This window comes from Desulfamplus magnetovallimortis (genome assembly GCF_900170035.1).
GTDB classification, from domain to species: Bacteria; Desulfobacterota; Desulfobacteria; order Desulfobacterales; family Desulfobacteraceae; genus Desulfamplus; species Desulfamplus magnetovallimortis.
In genome coordinates this window covers 190086-211502 of record NZ_LT828550.1, presented here as the reverse complement: position 1 = coordinate 211502, position 21417 = coordinate 190086, and the positions used below count along the sequence as shown (strand labels likewise).

Genomic DNA, 21417 nt, shown 5'->3' with positions numbered 1-21417 from the left:
CCTTACAAACTTTATCCGGTATTAGCTGCCCTTTCGAACAGTTATTCCCGATTTGAAGGTAGATTATCCACGTGTTACTCACCCGTGCGCCACTCTACTCGTCCCTGCAAGCAGGGTCTTTCTCGTTCGACTTGCATGTGTTAAGCACGCCGCCAGCGTTCATTCTGAGCCAGAATCAAACTCTCCAGTTATAATTCTTTTCTTCTTTTTTTATGGCATATCCCCCTATGTGTCAAAAACACACCAGAGAGGTGCCAAAAAAGGGCTTTAAATCAATCTAATCACTTACCAGTTTTCAAAGATCATATTTTTGAAAAAATACATTTTTTGTTTAGCACCATCAAGCAAATTTAAATGAAAAAATAATTTTCTCACATCCAAATCAACTCAAGCAAACCCGAACCTTTTACTCTTTAATTTTAAGAGTGTCAAGATATTTTTTTTATTTTTTTTAAAAGCCCACTCAAGCAAAAAAAGATCACAAGAGCAGAGCAAAAAATATCAGGTGCAGATGCTGCAAACGGGGACAACTTATATAGAATGGGTGAATGGATGTCAAGGGATTTTTTCCACAAAAAACAATTGCCCATTTGAGAAGTATCCAATACTAAATGAAATCAAGCTCTTCTGTTTTTGTTAAGTACTTTGAATAATCCTGTGAAACTTCTTTTTACCCGCTCTGAGAATAATCTCACCATCTTTCATATCCGACAAAGAAATCTTTTGATCAAAAACTGAAATACGCTCTCCATTGAGGTAGCCTCCTCCCTGTGAAATAAGACGCCTTGCCTCCCCTTTGGAATTACAAAGACCAGCAGTAACAAAAACATCAACAACAGCAACACCTTGATCAAGCAACTCAAATGAATACTCGGAAGTTGGAATGTTTTTATCTTCACTGGAGGCTTTATTATTATCTCCACTCCTTGGGATCACGCTTGTTGGCATAAGCCCTTTAGAAAGCAAGGGTGTACCAAAGACAGAGGCTGTTGCCTCATAGGCCTTTAAAGCCTCTTCTTGGCCATGAGCAATAGAGGTAGCTTCAAATGCGAGAATCGTTTTTGCTGCATTTATATCAGCACCTTCAAGTTTTTCAACAGCCTTTATTTCATCCATTGGAATAAAGGTAAAAAGTGCAAGAAAACGGGCAACATCAGCATCATCGCTGTTAATCCAGAACTGATAATAATCATATGGAGAGGTTCTTTCAGGATCAAGCCAGACCGCCCCTTTATGTGTCTTGCCCATCTTTATTCCACTACTTGTGGTAATAAGCGGGAATGTTATCCCAAATACAGTTTTTTGAAGTGTTCGACGAACAAGATCTATACCAGCTACAATATTACCCCACTGATCGCTTCCACCCATCTGAACCATACAGTCATGTTGATCACAAAGTTTCATAAAATCATATGCCTGCAGAAGCATATAATTAAACTCTATAAAGCTTAAGCCCTCCTCAGATTCAATTCGCATTCTGTAGCTTTCAGCTTTTATCATCCGGTTTACGCTAAAATGGCGACCGATGTCCCTTAAAAAGGATATATATTCAAGCCCCTTCAACCAATCCGCATTGTCCAGTAAAAGTGCATTACCCCCCGAGAAGTCAATAAATCTTGAAAGCTGTTTCTTGATCCCCTCTTTATTAACATCAATCTGCTCCTGGGTAATTACCTTTCTCATTTCAGTTTTTCCGCTTGGATCTCCTATCAAACCTGTGCCGCCGCCCACAAGAGCTATGGGACGATGCCCCATTTTCTGCATATGGGCAAGAGCCATAATACAGACAAGACTTCCAACATGGAGGCTGGAAGCAGTAGGATCAAAACCGATATAACAGGTAACCTTATTACTATTTAAATATTCCTGCAACTCTGACTCATGCGTTACAGCATCAATAAAACCTCTTTCCTGTAATAGGTCAAGAATAGTACTCATTATAAAAAAAATCTCCTGTAGTCAGGGTAGTATTAGAGTCTGTTTAAAAATCATCTTGGATCTTAAATTTCTTAATTATTGAGCCTGCTAAAAAAGCCGACGACAGGCTGTTACGGAACTAAAAAGCAATTATGGAAAACCATAATATAGGCACAACAATGTTTTGTTGATCATTATATTGTGCAAAAATAAGACTACTGCATTGTCAAAGCTAACAATCAGGGTTCGTTTAACTGTAGAGACAAGGCATGCCTTGTCTCTACGTTGCAGATAACCCTAAAATCAAGTCTTGACAGTGCACTACTCGACATTCCTTAACAGACTGCCGATTCCTTCTTACTTATTTGTATATTCAACAGCTCTTGTTTCACGAATGACAACGACTTTTATCTGTCCAGGGAAAGTAAGATTTGACTCTATCTTCTGAGCTATATCCCTGCTTAGCAAAACAGCATCTGTATCAGAAATTTTATCACTTTCTACAATTACTCTGATCTCTCTGCCTGCCTGTATCGCATATGTATTGGATACTCCGCCAAAGGAGTTAGCCACAGCTTCGAGTTCTTCAAGGCGTTTTATATAATTTTCAAGGGTCTCTTTTCTGGCCCCAGGCCTTGCTCCGGAAAGAGCATCTGCCGCCTGAACTATAAAATCATAAACCGTTTCGGGCATCTTATCTTCATGGTGGGATGCAATTGCATTAACGACCATATCCACCTCACCATGTTTTTTTGCAAGCTTTGCACCAATAAGGGCGTGAGGACCGTCAACCTCATGATCCACAGCCTTGCCAATATCATGTAGAAGCCCCATTCTTTTTGCGATTTTCACATTTAGACCAAGCTCTGCTGCCATTACACCTGATAAAAATGCAACTTCAACAGAGTGCTGCAAAACATTCTGGGCATAACTTGTACGAAACTTTAGCTGCCCTATTATCTTTATCAACTCAATATTGATACCATGGACACCAAGATCAAAGGCTGCCTGCTCACCTGCCTCCTTAATGATGACATCAACCTCCTCAGTAACTCTTGATACAACATCTTCTATTCTTGCAGGGTGAATTCTGCCATCAGAGATCAAACGAGTAAGTGAGAGCCTTGCAATTTCACGGCGTACAGGATTAAAACCCGAGAGAATAACAGCTTCAGGTGTATCATCAATTATAAGATCAATACCAGTGGCTGCCTCAAGTGCCCTTATATTACGACCTTCACGACCAATAATTCGGCCTTTCATCTCATCTCCTGGCAATTGAACAACAGACACAGTACGCTCAGCCACAAAATCCCCCGCATATCGCTGAATGGCCGTGGATATTATTTTTTTTGCCTCTTTATCGGCATTTTCCCTTGCTTCACTTGTAATTCTTTTAACAAGTTTTGCCCCTTCATGACGGGCATCATTCTCCATAGCTTTCAGAAGAATTTCCTTGGCCTGCTCTGATGTAAGACTGGATACTTTTTCCAGCTCCTTTTTAGTGCTATCCAGCAAATCATCAACTTGTCTCTCTTTTTCTGCCACATTCTCAATTGTTATATTAAGCGACTTCTCCTTTGCCTCAAAATCCCCCTCTCTCTTCTGGAGTTGCTCATGTCGATTGTCCATGCTTTCAATACGCTGAAGCAATCTCCGTTCTTCTTTTTTTAATTCTGCTCTGGCATCTCCGGTTTCAGCATCAAAGACGCTTTTCATTTCAAGCAAACGACTTTTTGCCTCTAACTGTGCTTCTTTAATAAGCGTCTCTGCTTTTTTCTCGGTTTCCCTGAGGATACGCTGTTCCTCTTTTTCAATCTCTTCAAATTTGTACTTTAATTTTTTTAAAGTCAGCCAATATGCAGTGCCAAAACCCATTGCCATACCGCAAATTGAACTAAAAACCACAACATATTGCATTAAAACTAATCTCCCAGTTATTATTCACATTCAACACAACTTCGGGGGTGCTTCCAGCATCTGTCCGTAAGTTTAAAATAAAGCCAGACAACACAACCCTTATTTACACTTTTGTTCTATATGAAAGTCTTTAGTAATTGAGTGCCTATAAAAGGACTCTTATCTATATTCGATTGTGGCATATTGTTCTTTCAAGGTTTGATTGTCGGGTAGAAAATGCCTTGAACCTTTGAAAAGTCTTAAAAGTCACCCGACAGTTTAAACTTGAAGAAGCAATATAGTATTCCAGATAATTAAATTGATAATGGAAAAGCCTAACGCATGTGTAACCAAAATTATCAATGTAATTTTAGAGAGGAAATCAGATAAGTTTTAATGATAGTAGAAGATAAGGAGAGTTACTGAATTCTTTGCAGAAAAACAAAAAATACGTAGAGTATGCAGAAATGAATTTAAGAACCCCCACATCATGCCGTGTTGTAAATGTCTTTGAACCGGAGTTCAATAAGTGGGTCTCCAATAATACTTTAAGGCTTTTCCTTATTAAAAACAGGAACATGCACACCAGTATCAGCGTGGCTACCCTTTTTTGTAGCGTTAGGCAAAGGACATACAACAATCACAAACATCGCAGGGGTCTTAACTTTTAAATTAACGTCAAGTTTTTTTTATATATGCCAAAGTCAGATTGCAGAATCACCTGATATTTTTTCAATTTTACCAAGCAATTTGGACATTCGTTGCATTATATGCTCTTCAAGACGAGCGTATTGCAATTTCATTTCACGTAAATCATTTGATATATTCATGGATGCCAGCAGAAGAATTGCCAATTTATTTCTATCTGAAGCCGTAAATTTTATATGATTCTCAGCATTCCGAACATAATGATTCAGTTCATCAATAATCAGCTCTGGCTGCTCAACCTTACTGTCAGGTTTAAAATTAAATTTTGTGCCAAAGAGGTCAATAGTAATAACTCCATCTACTGACTTCTCTATACCTATGGAGCCTTTGGCTTCTATGTCGGACATCTCTATTAAAGTATTTCTGAAAAGTTATCAAGTTTGGAAAGAAGCCCGTCAATCTTTGCCTGAATGGCAGCCTGCTGCTCGGAGTACTGCCCTTCCTTCTCGGTTTTTTCTTTCAGTTCAGATTCCAAGATGCCCAACTTTGATGTCAAATCGGCATTTTCAGCCTGTAAAGTCTGACACAATTCTATTATAAAATCGACTTTTTCGTCAATATCATTAAACTTCTTATCTATTAATTCTTTTTCCAATTTCACTACCTCGCAAACTTAAGATCAACTATAATTCATAGCATTTCACAAAGTCAAGAGAATTTAAATATCTCCTGATTCCAGGATATGCTCAACCCTTCTCAACTCATCAACAGTATTGACACCCATAACTTCGGCAGAATTGTTTCCCATGAAATAACCGGCCTTTTTACGCAGATTGCGTGATATGGAAACCAGATCCGTTAAATAATACTCCTGTTGTACATTATCACTACCTATCAAATCAAGAGCTTCAACAAGAAATTTTTTACTTATAAAGTAAACACCTGCATTGATGGTCTGAATCTTCTTCTCTTCAAATGTTGCATCAGCTTCTTCTCTGATTGCCAAAAAATTATCAGTTTCATCAACCACGATTCGACCATATCCTCCAGGCGACTCTACATCAACAGCGAGAACAGAAAGCTCCTGATTATTTGAAATGTAGTGGTCAAAAAAAGAGGCAATGGTCTCTTTTCTTATTAATGGCACATCTCCGCAAAGCACAAGAACATGTTTAATGTGATCACCAAGATATGGTAATGCGCATTTTACCGCATCCGCGGTACCAAGTAGATTCTTCTGTAAGGCATAGGAAATTTGACAACTGTAGGCGCTGTCAATATTTTTTTTAACCTGTTCCCATTTATGACCTATCACCACAACAATATTTTTTTTATCAAAAAGAGATACAGCACAGTCCAGAACCCTATTTATCATACTTCTTCCATGGACTTCATGCACCACCTTGGGAAGATCAGACATCATCCTTGAGCCTTTTCCGGCAGCAAGTATGATCACTGCAACAGATGTAAATTTCATAAAATCATTCTCAGCAAAACAGGCATTCGGCATCCTTAATATCGTCCTGAAACCACTTTACATTTTCTGGATCTTAAATTCCTGAAAATGGGCATGGTTTTAAGATAAGTGTAAATCGAAAAATAAAAGATGCCAGGCATTTTGGCATGCTTCATTTCCCGCTTTACACTTTCAATTACACTATTCCCGTTTTGCGGGAAGCTCATCTAAAAAAGTGTAAAGAACTTCTGAGGTCATATGAAGGATGCCGTCATTTTTTAAAAAAAAAGGGATGCTCTCTCCAAAGACAAAGAGAACACCCCCATTTATTTCAATTACTCATTGTTGAAAAAAAACAATAATACTTAAGAATTAACAACTGAAAGCCTGTGAATCGCGCGTCTCAATGCTGCTTCAGCTCTTGCAAAGTCAAAATCTTCAGCTTTTGCAGCAAGGCGTCTTTCTGCCCTCTCTTTGGCTTGTTTTGCTCGTTCAATATCAATGTCTTCTTTTTTTTCAGCCGATTCAGCCAAAAGAGTAACCTTGTTAGGCAGAGCCTCTGCAAATCCTCCATTGATGAAAACAAACTTCTCTTTTCCAGAGGAGTCCTTATACCGAAGCGTTCCCACCTTCAGAGATGTCAAAAAGGTAGTATGACCTTTCAGAACACCGAATTCACCTTCTGAACCCGGAGCCACAACTATCTGGGCTTCTTCACTGACAACAGCCTTTGAAGGGGTGACCACTTCCAGAAATATATTCTCAGCCATTTTTACCCCCTTGAATTAGTTACCCTCTCTCATTTTAGCGGCTTTCTCAACTGCCTCTTCAATGGAGCCGACCATATAAAAAGCACCTTCAGGAAGATCATCATGCTTACCGTCAATAATCTCCTTAAAAGATCTTACAGTGTCTTCAACTTTTACAAATTTTCCAGGCATACCTGTAAATGTCTCTGCAACATGGAAGGGTTGAGACAAAAATCTTTGAAGCTTTCTTGCACGCTGAACAGTTACCTTATCTTCGTCAGAAAGTTCATCCATACCAAGAATTGCGATAATATCCTGCAACTCTTTGTATTTTTGCAAAGTCTGCTGTACAGTACGAGATACCTGATAGTGCTCTTCACCAATGTATGCAGCATCCAGAATTCTTGAAGTTGAATCCAATGGATCCACAGCAGGATATATTCCAAGCTCTGCAATCTGACGTGAAAGAACAACAGTACCGTCAAGATGGGCAAATGTAGTTGCAGGTGCAGGGTCTGTCAAGTCATCAGCAGGAACATAAACACACTGTACTGCGGTAATGGAACCTTTATCTGTTGATGTAATACGCTCCTGAAGCTCACCCATGTCAACCGCAAGTGTAGGCTGATATCCAACAGCAGAGGGCATACGACCCAAAGTTGCGGAAACCTCGGCACCGGCCTGTGTAAAACGGAAGATGTTATCAACAAACAAAAGCACATCCTGTCCCTCTTCATCACGGAAGTACTCGGCACAGGTCAAAGCAGAAAGTGCAACCCTTGCACGGGCTCCGGGAGGCTCGGTCATCTGGCCATAAACCAGTGAACATTTTGGAAGAACTCCAGAATCCTTCATCTCGTGATAAAGGTCGTTTCCTTCACGGGTTCTTTCACCAACACCACCAAATACTGATATACCACCATGCTGCATTGCGATGTTGTTAACCATCTCCATCATGATAACTGTCTTGCCAACACCTGCACCACCAAACATTCCCATTTTACCACCGCGGGGGAAAGGTACGAGAAGGTCAATAACCTTAACGCCTGTTTCAAGAACCCTTACTGATGTATCCTGGCTCGTGAAGGAAGGTGCAGATCTGTGGATAGGAAGCATTTTTGAACGATCAATATCACCAAGTCCATCAACAGGCTTGCCAATAACATTTAGAACACGTCCCAAAGATGCTTTACCAACTGGCATCATGATTGGGCTACCTGTATCTTTAACAGGCATTCCTCTCTGAAGACCATCGGTAACATCCATACCAATACATCTTACAACATTATCCCCAAGATGCTGGGCAACCTCAATAACAAGATTGTCCTCTTCATCATTTATTACCGGGTTTGTAACTGTCAGAGCACTAAGCAGAGGCGGAAGTTTCCCCGGTTCAAATCTAACGTCAACAACAGCACCAAGCACCTGTGCTATTTTTCCTATATTTTCAGCCATTTGTTCCTCCTGTTAAAGCTGTTTAATCCAGTATATTTTTTTAAATTCATTTATCCTTTAAGAGCCTCTGCACCGCCCACAATATCCATGAGATCAGCAGTAATACCTGACTGACGGGTCTTGTTGAATATGGTCTTAAGCTCACCAATCATATCTTCACAAGCCTTAGTCGCATTTTCCATTGCTCTCATTCGTGCAGCATGTTCGCTTGTAGAGGTCTGAAGCAGTGCATCATATATCTGAATAAATATATTCTTAGGCAGCATTTCAGAGAGCAGCGCATCCGAAGATGGCTCGCAGATGTGCTCCGCAAGATAGACCGAATCAGAAGCCGTTTTTGACTCAACTGCCTCTTCCGGTTCTGTGTTCTCCAGAGGTGGAATAGGCAGAAGCTGCTTTACGACAGGCTCCTGTCTGGCCATTGACTGGAATTCCGAATATACCAGATATACTTCATCAACAGCTTCTTCAAGAAAACTGTTTATAAGTTTCTGTCCTGAAGTAGATGCCACGCTGAAATCAAATCGGCTACCTACTACTCCAATGTACTCATCATCAATGGAGAAAGATGATTTCCTGGCCCAGTCCCGACCTTTTTTGCCAAAGCAGGTAAAGGAGACATCCTTGTCCTTGAGATTACTTTTTATATACTTTTCAGCTTTTTCGATAAGATTTACATTAAAACCAGCACAAAGTCCTCTGTCTGATGTACAGAGGATTATATTCACTTTTTTTACCTCTTCCCTTGGAACAAGAAGAGGGCTTGCATCTTCCCCGGCTTTTCCAGCAATACTTCCAAGAACTTCGGAAAACTTTGATGCATAAGGCTTAAAAGCCTCCATGCTCTGCTGGGCGCCGCGCAATCTGGAAGTAGCAACCATTTTCATGGCAGAAGTGATCTGCTTGGTCTTTTTTACACTACTTATCTTAGTCTGTACTTCCTTTAACGTTGCCATAAATTTACCTTTTCAAGCCTTAAATTATTAATAACCTTTTTCAATTAATAATCTTTTCTGACAGATGAAGCTCTAAAGCAGATGAACAAAGTTTTATTCTTGTTAAAATATTCAACAAGAATCTCATAATCAAAGAAAGTCCCTAATAATATGAAAGAAAAAACTTACATCCGGCTGCTTGAATATGCCGAAGGAACCTGCTATACGGCAGCTTTGAACTCCTCATCATAGGCATCAAGGGCTTTTTTCAGTTTGGCTTCAATATCCGATGTGATCTCTTTTTTCTCAACAAGATCAGTAAAAATATCAGAGAATCTGCTCTCAATAAATTCGTACAGCCCCTCTTCATATTTTGAGACAGCTTCTCTTGGGTATTTGTCAATGTATCCTCTGGTTCCTGCAAAAAGGGCAACAACCTGTTTTTCCATTGGAAGCGGCTTATACTGTGGTTGTTTCAAAAGCTCCACCAGCCTCTCTCCACGTGTCAACTGCCTCTGGGTTGCAGCGTCAAGATCACTTCCAAAAGCAGCAAATGCTTCAAGTTCGCGATACTGCGCAAGATCAAGACGAAGGGTACCTGCAACCTGTTTCATGGCTTTAACCTGAGCTGCACCACCAACACGGGAAACTGAAAGACCAACATCAATTGCGGGTCTGATACCTGAGAAGAAAAGTCCTTTATCAAGATAAATCTGACCATCGGTAATGGAGATAACATTGGTTGGAATAAATGCGGAAACATCACCTTCCTGGGTTTCAATTATCGGAAGGGCTGTCAGCGATCCTGCTCCAAGAGCATCGGAAAGCTTTGCAGAGCGCTCCAGAAGTCGTGAGTGGTTGTAGAAAATATCACCAGGGAAAGCCTCGCGCCCTGGGGGACGTCTCAGAAGAAGGGAAACCTGACGATAGGCAGCAGCCTGTTTTGAAAGATCATCATAAATGATAAGTGCATGCTCACCTTTATCGCGGAAGTACTCACCCATTGCACATCCTGCATATGGAGCAAGATACTGCATTGCAGCAGACTCACTGGCACTTGCAATAACAACCGTTGTGTATTCCATTGCACCATGCTCTTCAAGGGCGGCAACAACTTGTGCAACTGTTGATTTTTTCTGACCACATGCAACATAAATACACTTAACATCGGTGTTTTTCTGAGCAATTATAGCATCAACTGCAATTGCTGTTTTTCCGATCTGACGGTCACCAATAATAAGCTCTCTCTGTCCACGTCCAACCGGTGTCATTCCATCAACAGCCTTTGAGCCTGTATAGCATGGCTCATGAACTGATTTTCTTGCAATAACACCAGGCGCTACAAGCTCCATGTTCATTGTGATGCTTGTATCAATAGGGCCTTTGCCGTCAACAGGCTCACCTGTTGTGGTAACAACGCGTCCCAAAACGGCCTCTCCAACCGGAACGGAAGCAATACGATCGGTACGTTTTACAACATCGCCTTCCTTGATTTTTTTATCTTCACCAAGAATCGCAACACCGACATTGTCCTCTTCAAGGTTAAGAGCAAGTCCAAGAACTCCACCAGGGAACTCCACAAGCTCCATTGCCTTTACTTTTTCAAGACCATAAACGCGGGCAATACCATCACCCACAGAGAGTACAACACCGGTTTCGCTGAGCTCAACCTCTTTGTCAAAATCCTTGATCTGCTCTTTTATTATTTGGCTTATCTCTTCAGCTCTTATTTCCATTAGACAATCTCACCTCTTTTTAATGATTCTCTCATATTCAACAGTTGAGTTTTTACGCTGCCGTCCAGCACAAGATCTCCAATTCTGGTAACAATACCACCTATAAGTTCGGGATCCTGCTCAACATCCAGAATAACGTCTTTACCGGTTCTTTTTGCAAGCCCCTCCCTTATTTTTTCAGTGGCTTCGGCAGAAAGTTGGGTAGCAGACACAAGTGTTGCATGAACAACGCCTTTCAACTCATCAGCAAGTTGTTTGTAAAAATCGCATATTCCCCTTAAAAATCCTATACGGCCCTTATCAAAGAGCAGCATAACAAAGGATTGAACAATACGGGAGAGCTCGGTTTTTTCCAGAACAGCTACAAGCACTCTGCGACGGTCGTTTTTATCAAACAGCGGATTGATAACTGCCATTTCAAGTTCAGGGTTAGCATCAAACAGATCTACAACTTCATCAAGTTCATTTCTGTATTGATCTGTCTGACCATACTCTTTACCGATCAGCATCAATGCTTTGGCATAACGCCGTGAAACAGACAAATTTTTCATGAGGCCACCACCTTACCCAGATATTCATCAACCAATCGATCCTGGTCTTCAGAGGAGATGGATTCCCTGACCATTGCTTCTGCCTGAGCAAGGGCTTTTTCAACTATCTCCTGCTGCAACTTTAATTTTGCTGCTGCAAACTCCTGCTCAATATTGCGTTTTGCATTTTCCTCAAGTTTTGCAGCCTGAGCCTCAGCTTCTGCAAGAATCCTTTTCTTGGCATCTTCGCCCTGTTTGATGTAATCCTGAAGCATTCTTTCAGATTCACCGGCAAGATCGGCAATTTTTGCCTCATAATCTTCAAGAGCTTTCTGGGCAGCATTTTTTTTCTGTTCAAGCTCAGCAAGCTGTTCTTCTATCCCTTTTACACGGGATGTAAAAAATTCCGCAACAGGCTTTCTGGCGATATAAAAAAGCGCACCAGCAAGTACAATAAAGTTAAGCACCTTGTATGTGTCAGTAATAACCCATCCTTTTGGTGCAGCTTCATGCCCTCCACCTGACGATGCCAATGCCGCACTGACCAGAGCAAAGAAGAGAATTGACGCAGCAGGAAGAGCACTCTTTAATCTTTCGACAACCTTCATCAGCATGCCCTCCCCAATATTTTCTCGCCAATTGCCCTGGCAAAGACATCAAGCTCATCTTCAAGGGCAACACGAGCCTTCTCAGTTTCTTCAGTCACCTGCGCACGAATCTTTGCAAGGTTTGCCTGAGCATTCATGGTGATCTTATCAAGTATCTCTTTTTCTTCCTGGGATGCCTGGTCAATCATTGCCTCTTTCTTCTTAAGGCCTTCGGTTCTGGCATTTTTAATGCCTTCCTTATAAGCCATATCCTTCTCGTCCGACCTTGAAGCAAGTCTTTCGACTCCTTTTTCAAGGCTGTAAATCTTCTCTTTACGATCAAGAAGAATTTTACGGACTGGCTTAAAAAGAACCAGATTCAGCGCATACAGGAGAAAAAGGAAATTGATGATCTGAATAAACAGGGATCCATCCACACTAACCATAAATTTCCCTCCGCCAGTTAATAATTAATATTATCCAACTACCTTATTCCAAAGACCACACCCCTTTACCAGAAAGTGCGGTTTAAATACATTATAATTGCATATCGGTACTTAATTTCAGAATTGCTGACTTCCAGTTTTGATAGTTTGAGAATCTTATTCAATGGTTAACAACTCTAATTTTTATTTTTGACAAAGCAAGAGTCGCAATTTGAGTATCATCATGCAAATTATTTGTCAACATGCAAATGCTCTTTGGGAAGAGAGGATGCAAAGTGATTATTTACAGCCCCTCATCTGATTATATATTTATAACACATTGATTTTATTGATAGTCAAAAATCTATTGGCAAAAATTACATATCTATTTTATCTTTAATTACAGTACTTTATAAAAATATGCGAAAGCGGATTATAGGAGATCAATAATCTGGTCAAGAAATGGCAAACCTCCAATCTCGTCAGGAAGTGGCAAATCGCCGGATGCTGATATTGAGAAGCACACCAATCCCTATCATATTTGTCACAACAGAAGAGCCGCCATAGCTTATCAGAGGGAGTGGCACTCCAACCACAGGCATAAGTCCCATAACCATGGAAATATTGATGAAAATCTGCCAGAAAATCATAACAGTAATACCAAAGGCAAGTATTGAGCCAAAAAGATCACGACAACAGTATGAAATATTAAGTCCCCATAGCAAAAGCATAAAATAGAGCAGAAGAAGCACAGCGCATCCCATAAGACCCCACTCCTCTGCAAGAACTGAGAGTATAAAATCAGTATGCTGCTCTGGCAGAAAAGACAACGCGTTCTGAGTGCCTTTAAGATAACCTTTTCCGCTCAACAGACCTGACCCAATGGCGATTTTTGACTGTATAATATGATACCCAGCACCCAGTGGATCCCTATCAGGATCAAGAAATGTAAGTACCCTCCCCTTTTGATAGTCCTTCAAGAGAAAATGCCAGGCCAATGGGACAGACGATATCCCTGCTGCAAGACATGTAAAAAAAACTTTCTTCTCAACTTTGACAAAAACAGTCATGGTTGCAGTTATAAACAAAAGCAGCAAGGCAGTACCAAGATCTGGCTGAACAAGAATAAGAACAAAAGGTAAAAGGAGAAGAGAACCCGGTTTCAAAAGATTTTTAAAGGAGAGACCTTTTTCTGTAACCATTCCTGAGAATGTAGAGGATAGGACAATTATCAAAGAGAGCTTCATCAACTCTGAAGGCTGTACTGTAAATGGCCCCAAAGCAAGCCATCGCCTTGAACCTGCAACAAATTTTCCAGCGAGCAATACAGCAACAAGAAGTGCAATACAGACAAGATAGATAATTATACTGCCTTTATCAAACATTCGATAAGGTACACAAATGGAAGCTGTCATGAGCAAAAAACTGCCAGAAAGCCATATGATCTGCTTTTTAAAAAGAAGATGCATCCCATCAGATGGAGTACCAGCATTAACAGCGCTGAACAAGACAACAAGCCCAAGCCCTGCAATCATAAAGGTTATGAAAATCAAACCCCAGTCAAAATTTTCTATCAAGCGCCTGTCAAACAAATCCCGAAACCCATCCCCGAATTTGAAATTTCGTGTACGTTTTATATGAAAGTCTCGGTAACAGCCTGTTTTTAAAACGACTTTCATCTTTTCGATTGTGGCTATCATCAGCCATGTACGTTATATGAAAGTCCCCGCAAATGGCTGTTTTTATAAAGACTTTCAACTCTTCGATTGTGGGGGTGAACCGCCATGTTGGTTATTGGGGAACACTTGGCATCATTCCTTGAATTTCCAACCACTCTCTGACAATCTCACCTGCCACAGGAGCCGCAGCAGTGGAACCGTGCTCTCCATGCTCAATAATAACAGAAACGGCAATAACAGGATTTTCAGCAGGAGCATAACAGACAAACCATGCATGATCCCTCAAGTGGTAATCAAGTCTCCTGTTGCTCTCCCTGTCACTTTTTTTAAGACTGAAAACCTGGGCAGTTCCGGTTTTACCTGCCATCTGAATTCCCTTAATCCGAATCCTGTGAGCAGTACCACGATCACCCTCTACAACGTTAAACATACCCTTTCTGATAATACCCAAAGTGTCCTGGGATGCCGGCAATCCACCCAGAATTTCCGGAGGCTGTGACTTCATCTCCTCCTTACCACTGTATGTCTGGGTATATTTCAGAATTCTTGGACGATATAGAGTACCGCCATTACCTATGGCAGCGACAAAAACAGCCATCTGCAAAGGTGTAACAAGATTAAACCCCTGGCCTATTGCAATGGAGAGGGTTTCTCCTCCCTGCCAGGGCTTGCCAAATCGACGTTTTTTCCATGCCGAAGTAGGAACAAGACCTGCCCGTTCATTGGCAAGATCAATATGCGTTAAACGCCCAAGGCCGCAACCTGTAGCATACTGGGCAAGTGTATCAACACCGAGATCTTCACCTGCTCTGTAAAAAAAAACATCACATGAATTTTCAATGGCTCCAAGCACATTAACCTTACCATGTCCCCACTTTTTCCAGCATCTGTAAACTCGGTTACCATATTTATAGTGTCCAGGACAAAAACGTGTGGTGTGACGATCAACAACACCTTCTTCAAGTGCAGCAATTGCAGTAACCATTTTATAGGTAGATGCAGGAGGATATTCACCCTGAATAGCCTTGTTGGACATAGGACGATCTGAATTTTCAATCAGATTTTTCCACTTTTCAATGGAAATACCACCAATAAAATCATTTAGATCAAATGAAGGAGAGCTTGCCATTGCAAGAATATCACCACATGAAGGCTCCACTGCAACCACAGCCCCTACCTTACCTTCAAGAAGAGCCTCTGATGTCTGTTGCAGGGTCGAATCAATTGTCAGATATATATTTTTACCAGGTATAGAATCAACGGTACTTAAAACCCTCACAAGACGGCCCCTGGCATCCACTTCAATCTGGCGACCTCCCCTTTTTCCTCTCAAAATATCCTCATAGGATTTTTCAGCTCCATACCTTCCTATGGAATCCCCTGCCCTTACATCAGGATATCGTCCACTAACAAGCTCCTGCTCGTTAATTTCACCAAGATACCCAATAACATGGGCAGCACTCTTCTTGTATATGTAGTTCCGTCTTGGTTCAACATCAACAAGTACACCGGGAAGATCAAAACCATGGGCTTCCACCACAGCAAGCTGGTTGCGGGTAATATTTTTTTTCAGCAGAACAGGTTTGTATATGGAGCTCTTTCTTGCAGCTTCAACCTTCTGGAGGATCTCATCAAGAGGTATTGCCGTAAAGACAGAAAGCTTTTCAAGTGTTTTATGAAGTGGGACAGCGTCCTTGAGAACAATTTTCAGATCAAAGGATGGACGGTTATCAACAAGTAAGGTACCTGTCCTGTCATATATCATCCCCCTTGAAGCCGGAACACTCTGGAGGCGAATGCAGTTATTTTCAGATAATCTGCGGTACTCTTCTCCCTCAACAACCTGAAGATATACAAAGCGTGTCAGAAGAAGCGAAAAAACCACCATAATAAAAACAGCAGCAATCCCAAGCCTTTTCTTGAGCCAATCCCTGTCCGGACTTTTCATAATGTCCTTGAATCAAGTCTATCACATTTTGTATGAAGAATATCTATCAACATAACTGAAACGGGAATAACAAAAAACCCACACAACATCTGACGCCCTGCAAGCATAAGATCTGAAACAGTAATTACCAAAAGCCCATATTTGACAAAAAAGGAGAAAAAAAGAAAACCATTCTCTATCATTATGGAAAAGGCACTTATAAGTGGCAAAAAAATAAGATTCCCGGGATGGACAAAACGCTTTAGGATCAGGACAACAAGATAAATCCAGAGGTAGGAGGCAGTATAAAGACCGACGGGAGCGCCTGAAATGCTGTCCATGCTCCACCCGAGCAGAAGTGGTACCATAAAAAAAGCCGGATGTGCAAATGTTAAAGAAAAAACAAAACCATTACTATCAAAAGATCAAAGCTATAATCAATGAAAGAGATACGAGGTAACACAGAGGTCTGCAAAACCATTATGCAAATAAAAAGGCAAAAATGAAACACAAGCCTGATCATAGTCTCTATTTAACCTTCAATACTTTTTTTCTCCACATTATCAATTGGAACAGGTTCGTTATCTCCTGTGTCATCTCCTGCACCATCAACACTTTCCTCATCAACGCTTTTTCTATTCTCTATGGATACAAGCACCTCCTCAAGCTTATCAAAATCAACAAAGGTCTTAAGATAGATGGTCTGGAACAGCTCAGAGTTCTCCTTTTTCACATCAACAACCGTACCTATCCTCATACCCTTTGAAAAAACCTGGTCAAAACCTGAAGAGACTATTAGATCCCCCGGAACAATCCTGTCCTTTCTGAGAGCATATTTAAAAATACATTCATCACTGTTATTGCCCTGGACAATACCCCTTGCACGTGAACTTTGAACCAGTGCATCTACAGCACTGTTACGATCCGTAACAAGAAGAACCCTGGCATAACTGCCAAATACATCACTTATCTGACCAACAACACCATCTGAGACCAGTACAGGTAATCCTTTTGAGAGGCCATCCCGACGTCCCTTGTCAATCATAAGTGTCTTTGACCAAGGTGATGGGTCCCTGCCAACAACTTTTGCTGCAATCAAAGGATTCTCAGATTGACGGCTAAAATCCATAAACCGTCTTAATCTGCTATTTTCAAGCTCAAGCTCCCTGCAGCGATTCTGGGCTGCAACTGCAAGTGCAAGCTTTTTGCGAAGCTCAATGTTTTCAATGGCCATATTTGCAGTTGCAAAATAGACACTCCAAACATTTACACACCAGGAGCAGGTAGTTGAGACAAGCATCTGGAACGGTGCGACAATCGATACAGCAAGCCTCTGGGCACCGTTTCCGGAAAGAATATCCCGACTGCTGACTGTCAGAACAGTAAATGTTGCCGTAATAAAAAGCACTACCCCGATCATAAGTGCTGTAGTTCTTGAAAACATTAAATTATGTAATAACCACTTCTCTTAATATATCAATGGAGTCAAGGGCTTTGCCGCACCCCAGGGCCACTGTGGCAAGCGGCTCATCAGCTATTATTATAGGAAGGCCACTTTTCTCTCTGAGCAGTTTATCAAGATTTTTCAAAAGTGCTCCGCCACCTGTAAGAACGATGCCGGTATCCACAATATCTGCCGCAAGCTCAGGTGGAGTCTGCTCCAGCACAATCTTCACTGTCTCGACAATGGCATCAATCTGCTCCGAGATAGCCATGCAGACCTCTTCAGAATCAATTTCAAGTATTTTTGGCACACCTGATACAAGATCACGCCCCTTTACCTCTATTGTCTCGACCATGTCCTCTTCCGGATAGGCATTGCCAATTGTAGTCTTGATGATCTCTGCTGTTCTCTCACCAATAAGAAGATTATATTTTCTTTTAATATGCTGTGTAATGGAGGCATCCATCTTATCGCCTGCAACACGTATAGATCGACTATATACAATACCTGCAAGGGAGATCACAGCAACTTCTGTGGTACCACCTCCTATATCTACAACCATGTTACATGTAGGCTCAGTCACAGGAAGACCGGCTCCAATAGCTGCCGCCATGGGTTCTTCAATCAAAAAGACCTCACGGGCACCTGCAAGCTCAGCAGATTCTCTTACGGCACGTTTTTCTACCTGGGTAATACCGGAAGGGACAGCAATTACAATTCTAGGCCGGACAAGAGTTCTACGATTATTATGCACCTTACGTATAAAATGCTTGAGCATCGCCTCAGTAACCTCAAAATCGGCAATAACACCATCTCTCATCGGTCTGATTGCAACAATGTTTCCCGGCGTCCTTCCAAGCATCTTCTTGGCTTCCGCCCCAACTGCAAGCACTCTGTTTTTAGCCCTTTTGTCAGTACGGACTGCAACGACTGAAGGCTCACTGAGTACTATTCCCTTTCCTTTGACATATACAAGTGTATTGGCAGTTCCCAGATCAATTGCCAGATCGCTTGAAAATACACCAAGAAGAGAATCAACTATCAGGTTCATACTACCCTACCCCTTCCCATGAAATAATACTGTACTACGTCTATCATAAATAATATATTAAAATTGACTTTGCTCAGAATCCAGACTTACGCCTTTTCTCATCAAAGGTTAGTTGCTAACAGAAAAGAATGTTTTTTACAAGAACAAAGTCATTTTAAACATATTAAAATATAATCCTCCTGTCTGTTTTCCCAACCTTAAATCACAAACAATTTTTTACAATCAAATCATGAATCATTGGTCTGAATTGTCTGATTTTATCATTCTTCCTGCTGGGATGAACCCTGTTTGTCAGTAAAACAACTATTAACTCTTTTTGAATATCCATCCAAAATGATGTGCCGGTAAAACCAAGGTGACCAAGGCTTTCTGGTGAAAAGTATTGTCCAGAGGAAGAGCCTGAAGGAGACGGAGTATCAAAACCTGCAACCATCTCACCAGCAGCACATCTGGCAACAAAAGAGTTTATTACATCTGGCTTTACAATAAACTCTGAACATTTCATCCAGTTATAGCTTTTACCATAATAGCATAGTTGGGAAATCATAAAAGGATTCAGGAGTTTCCAGACAGAGTATGCCGTACCAAATAGACCGGCATGCCCATCAACACCACCTGCAATCCATGCATTATCATCATGAACCTCTCCCCGCACAGTTTTTTTCTCCAGGGGCATTTTTCTGTTGAAACAAAAACACTTCTGTTAAAGTTTTGCGTATGAAGAGCCTCAAAACTTTGTGGAATGCTGGAAATGATTTCTTTTTGTGCCGGCGGCAGTCTCACGAAAAAAAGATCACCAATTTCCATGGGAGCAAAAAGCTCCCCATAAACATACTCATCAAAAAGCCGCCCTGTCACCTCCTCAACAATCCAGCAAAGCACCATATAACCAAGATCACTGTATTTCTGACATTGCCCCGGAAGGCTTTCAAGTTTTTCATTAACAATAGATCTTCTGATCATAGATTGAACTTCTTTACCCTTTTCAAAGCTCCATCCTGAGGTTTCACACTTTATTGATTCAAAAAATGGCCTGTGGGAAGCCAGACCTGATGTGTGGCGCAAAAGATGATCAATTGAAATCCGAGATTTATCAGAAACCCTGAAGTCATCTATAATCTCACAAACCTTCGTCTCAAGTGAAACAAGACCTGTCTCAACAAGTTTCATAAAACTGAGTGCAGTGGCAAGGGGTTTTGTCAGGGAAGCAAGATCAAAAAACGACTCATGTGAAATTTTATCCTGTGTATCAAGATCTGCAACGCCAAATGGCTCATGATACAGAATATTTCCCTTGTGGGAAACCAGAAGCACTGCACCAGGAAAAATCTCATCATCCAAAGCCTTTGTCATTACAGATGATAGTAAAGAGTGCATAACAAAAATCTCTCTTTCGTTTAAAACAATCAATATTGACGAGTGGAAGATAATTACCCCTTATTCGGCATCTTTCATAATTTTTGCAAAAGAAGTTTAAACTTTCCCTTTTAGCGTGAAAATGACTATCATTTTTATATTTGGGGGTGATTGATACGTAATCATCCATGCCTGTTTATTTTTATGTAAGATGTGTCAGCAGGCCATCTGAGACTTCTTGTTGTTGTATCCATTATGACCTCTGCTGAAAACCTCATGGTACAGTTAACATCTCCATGCCCTGACGGGAAGCCGGTCATGACAGGCACATCATGAGAATCAAATATCTCCATGAATATCTCATGAATCAGATATTCATCAGAATCTTCCGGCCTTTCATAACATGATGAAGAGACGTTAACGCAGGAGTTGAATCTATCAGCCTCTTTTTTTTTCCCCGAGATACCGCATTTTTCAAATGAACCAAGAATAACTCCTCTGACGCCATCAAATAGAGATGCAAGTTTCATATGCGACAACATTCTGTCAATCTTATAGGGTTGCTCGCCAATATCTTCAAGAAATAAAATAGATTCTCGAAAATCTGGCTGAAAAGGAGTACCTATCAAATGACACAATGTCGCAAGGTTTCCACCAGTCAAGCGGCCTGTAACCTTACCATGCCTGAGCACCACTGATAAAGGGTCACATGAAACAGAAATTTCAGGACAATCACCTATCTTTTGACAACCACCTATCATTTGAGACTCCCCTATCTCTTGACACTCGCCTATCTCTTGACATCCACCTATCTCTTGACATCCACCTATCTCTTGACATCCACCTATCTCTTGACATCCACCTATCTCTTGACACTCACCATTTTGTTGAGACACACCTATGTCTGAACAGACACTTTCAGGTGACCATGTCAGATGTTCATACAAAGAGTTCATAGTTTTGTCACAGGCAACGGCCATTGAAGTAAGTACGGGACCATGAAAGAGATGAAAAGGCACTTTCAGGGAAAAAGCGCAAAGAAGAGCTGTAATATCGCTGAAACCTACAAAAACTTTTGGATTTGAAGATATCAAATCAAAATCAAGATACTCAAGAAGCCTGATTGCCCCAAAACCACCCCTGGCACAGACTATGCCCTTAACAGATGGATCTGCAAAAAGTTCATTAATCACCCTTGTCCGAACAGCGTCATCACCTGCCATATATCTTTTTCGGGAATATACAGCTTCCGGAATGTAAATATTAAATCCCAGATCCTCCATTTTTTTAACACCCTTCATTAAAAGAGTCTTGTCAAAAATAGAGGATGGAGCACATACACCAATTGTGTCTCCTTTGACAAGCGGATGTGGTGGAGCGCTGCGAAATAAAGAGTTCATCACTATTATATTTCCTTATTATATTTCCTTATTATATTTCCTTATTATATTTCCTTATTATATTTCCTTATTATATTTCCTTATTATATTTCCTTATTATATTTCCTTATTCTGCCATTAAATAGGCATGATTGATTAGGCATCAATCACCCCCAAGTATAAAAATGATAGTCACTTTCACGGTAAACAGGCATGATTGATTACGTATCAATCACCCCCAAAT

20 protein-coding genes, 1 rRNA gene and 1 other RNA gene are annotated in these 21417 nt (G+C 40.9%); all 22 read right to left on the bottom strand.

The features are described 5' to 3' along the window. A 16S ribosomal RNA gene (locus tag MTBBW1_RS29150) occupies positions 1-191 on the bottom strand; the annotation flags it as partial. Between the two features lie 445 nt (positions 192-636). Next, positions 637-1938 carry a tyrosine--tRNA ligase gene (gene tyrS, locus MTBBW1_RS17945; RefSeq protein ID WP_080805542.1) on the bottom strand — a complete coding sequence of 434 codons (1302 nt, stop codon included), beginning with the start codon at positions 1936-1938 and terminating at the stop codon, positions 637-639. Positions 1939-2274: 336 nt separating this feature from the next. After that, a complete protein-coding gene (rny, locus tag MTBBW1_RS17940) occupies positions 2275-3837 on the bottom strand; it encodes a ribonuclease Y (RefSeq protein WP_080805540.1) in 1563 nt (520 codons plus the stop codon). A 455-nt stretch (positions 3838-4292) separates the two neighbouring features. Continuing rightward, positions 4293-4477: non-coding RNA, 6S RNA (gene ssrS / locus MTBBW1_RS17935), on the bottom strand. A gap of 43 nt (positions 4478-4520) precedes the next feature. Beyond that, complete coding sequence (zapA, locus tag MTBBW1_RS17930; RefSeq protein WP_080805538.1) at positions 4521-4871, bottom strand: cell division protein ZapA; 351 nt, start codon at positions 4869-4871, stop codon at positions 4521-4523. 5 nt (positions 4872-4876) lie between these two features. After that, positions 4877-5125, bottom strand: a complete 249-nt coding sequence (zapB, locus tag MTBBW1_RS17925) for a cell division protein ZapB (RefSeq protein ID WP_080805536.1) — start codon at positions 5123-5125, stop codon at positions 4877-4879. A gap of 57 nt (positions 5126-5182) precedes the next feature. Continuing rightward, the gene (locus MTBBW1_RS17920; protein WP_186441453.1) at positions 5183-5941 is read right to left on the bottom strand and encodes a sugar phosphate nucleotidyltransferase; all 759 of its coding nucleotides are present in this window, start codon (positions 5939-5941) and stop codon (positions 5183-5185) included. Positions 5942-6285: 344 nt separating this feature from the next. Next, on the bottom strand, positions 6286-6690 hold the full coding sequence (locus MTBBW1_RS17915; RefSeq protein WP_080805532.1) for a F0F1 ATP synthase subunit epsilon: 405 nt from the start codon (positions 6688-6690) through the stop codon (positions 6286-6288). A gap of 15 nt (positions 6691-6705) precedes the next feature. Then, positions 6706-8124: a F0F1 ATP synthase subunit beta gene (gene atpD / locus MTBBW1_RS17910; protein WP_080805530.1), complete on the bottom strand. Its 1419-nt coding sequence runs from the start codon at positions 8122-8124 to the stop codon at positions 6706-6708. Between the two features lie 50 nt (positions 8125-8174). Then, positions 8175-9080, bottom strand: coding sequence for an ATP synthase F1 subunit gamma (gene atpG, locus MTBBW1_RS17905; protein WP_080805528.1), 906 nt, complete (start codon positions 9078-9080; stop codon positions 8175-8177). Between the two features lie 200 nt (positions 9081-9280). Then, positions 9281-10795 carry a F0F1 ATP synthase subunit alpha gene (atpA, locus tag MTBBW1_RS17900; protein WP_080805526.1) on the bottom strand — a complete coding sequence of 505 codons (1515 nt, stop codon included), beginning with the start codon at positions 10793-10795 and terminating at the stop codon, positions 9281-9283. Next, positions 10795-11346, bottom strand: a complete 552-nt coding sequence (atpH, locus tag MTBBW1_RS17895) for an ATP synthase F1 subunit delta (RefSeq protein ID WP_080805524.1) — start codon at positions 11344-11346, stop codon at positions 10795-10797. The genes atpA and atpH overlap by 1 nt, the downstream gene beginning before the upstream one ends. Then, entirely contained in the window at positions 11343-11933 is a 591-nt protein-coding gene (locus MTBBW1_RS17890; RefSeq protein ID WP_080805521.1) for a F0F1 ATP synthase subunit B, read from the bottom strand. Before MTBBW1_RS17890 ends, atpH begins: the two co-directional genes overlap by 4 nt. Continuing rightward, on the bottom strand, positions 11933-12358 hold the full coding sequence (locus MTBBW1_RS17885; protein ID WP_080805518.1) for a F0F1 ATP synthase subunit B: 426 nt from the start codon (positions 12356-12358) through the stop codon (positions 11933-11935). Before MTBBW1_RS17885 ends, MTBBW1_RS17890 begins: the two co-directional genes overlap by 1 nt. 461 nt (positions 12359-12819) lie before the next feature. Then, positions 12820-14037 carry a rod shape-determining protein RodA gene (gene rodA / locus MTBBW1_RS17880; protein WP_342743926.1) on the bottom strand — a complete coding sequence of 406 codons (1218 nt, stop codon included), beginning with the start codon at positions 14035-14037 and terminating at the stop codon, positions 12820-12822. A gap of 91 nt (positions 14038-14128) precedes the next feature. Next, a complete protein-coding gene (mrdA, locus tag MTBBW1_RS17875) occupies positions 14129-15964 on the bottom strand; it encodes a penicillin-binding protein 2 (RefSeq protein ID WP_080805513.1) in 1836 nt (611 codons plus the stop codon). Next, positions 15961-16284, bottom strand: a complete 324-nt coding sequence (locus MTBBW1_RS17870; protein ID WP_080805511.1) for a hypothetical protein — start codon at positions 16282-16284, stop codon at positions 15961-15963. The genes mrdA and MTBBW1_RS17870 overlap by 4 nt, the downstream gene beginning before the upstream one ends. 191 nt (positions 16285-16475) lie before the next feature. Further along, positions 16476-17387, bottom strand: coding sequence for a rod shape-determining protein MreC (mreC, locus tag MTBBW1_RS17865; protein WP_080805508.1), 912 nt, complete (start codon positions 17385-17387; stop codon positions 16476-16478). Positions 17388-17391: 4 nt separating this feature from the next. Beyond that, positions 17392-18438, bottom strand: coding sequence for a rod shape-determining protein (locus MTBBW1_RS17860; protein ID WP_080805504.1), 1047 nt, complete (start codon positions 18436-18438; stop codon positions 17392-17394). A 202-nt stretch (positions 18439-18640) separates the two neighbouring features. After that, positions 18641-19093, bottom strand: coding sequence for a serine hydrolase (locus MTBBW1_RS30025; RefSeq protein ID WP_186441451.1), 453 nt, complete (start codon positions 19091-19093; stop codon positions 18641-18643). Further along, positions 18994-19815, bottom strand: a complete 822-nt coding sequence (locus tag MTBBW1_RS30020; RefSeq protein WP_139786808.1) for a serine hydrolase domain-containing protein — start codon at positions 19813-19815, stop codon at positions 18994-18996. Before MTBBW1_RS30020 ends, MTBBW1_RS30025 begins: the two co-directional genes overlap by 100 nt. A gap of 161 nt (positions 19816-19976) precedes the next feature. Continuing rightward, entirely contained in the window at positions 19977-21194 is a 1218-nt protein-coding gene (locus tag MTBBW1_RS17845) for a S66 peptidase family protein (RefSeq protein ID WP_080805497.1), read from the bottom strand. Positions 21195-21417 lie beyond the last annotated feature (223 nt).